The organism is Mycobacterium sp. GA-2829, from assembly GCF_001499965.1.
GTDB lineage: Bacteria > Actinomycetota > Actinomycetes > Mycobacteriales > Mycobacteriaceae > Mycobacterium.
Window position 1 is genome coordinate 1 of record NZ_LQIT01000099.1, and the last position, 639, is coordinate 639.

Annotated in this window: 1 protein-coding gene; it reads left to right on the forward strand. The window is 67.0% G+C overall.

Going from position 1 to position 639, the window contains the following annotated elements; genetic code table 11:
- Nucleotides 1–624 (forward strand): MspA family porin (locus AU194_RS30810; protein WP_059093044.1); only part of this gene is annotated, 624 nt, incomplete at its 5' end.
- Between the last annotated feature and the right edge of the window lie 15 nt (nucleotides 625–639).

Below are 639 nucleotides of genomic sequence, written 5' to 3' on the forward strand. Positions count from 1 at the left end.
GCGGCCGTTGCGGCTCTGTTCACGAGCACGGGCACCTCCAACGCGGGTCTGGACAACGAGCTCAGCCTCCTCGACGGTCAGGGCCGCACCTTGACCGTGCAGCAGTGGGACACCTTCCTCAACGGCGTGTTCCCGCTGGACCGCAACCGGTTGACCCGTGAGTGGTTCCACTCGGGCCGCGCCAAGTACATCGTCGCCGGCGAGGGTGCCGAGGACTTCGAGGGCTCGCTGGAGCTGGGTTACCAGATCGGCTTCCCCTGGTCGCTGGGCGTGGGCATCAACTTCAGCTACACCACCCCGAACATCGCCTTCGACAGCCCCGACTTCGGTGTCATCAACCCGATCGGTGGTGGCGACCGTATCGATCTGCTGCCTGAGGTCGTGACCCCGCCGCTGTTCCCGGGTGTGTCGATCAGCGCGGACCTGGGCAACGGCCCCGGCATCCAGGAAGTCGCCACCTTCGCCGTCGACGTCAGCGGCGCCGAAGGAACCGTGGCGGTGTCCAACGCTCACGGCACCGTGACCGGTGCGGCCGGTGGTGTGCTGCTGCGTCCGTACGCCCGGCTGATCGCCTCGACCGGTGACAGCGTCACCACCTACGGCGAGCCGTGGAACATGAACTGACGATCACCTGATCGC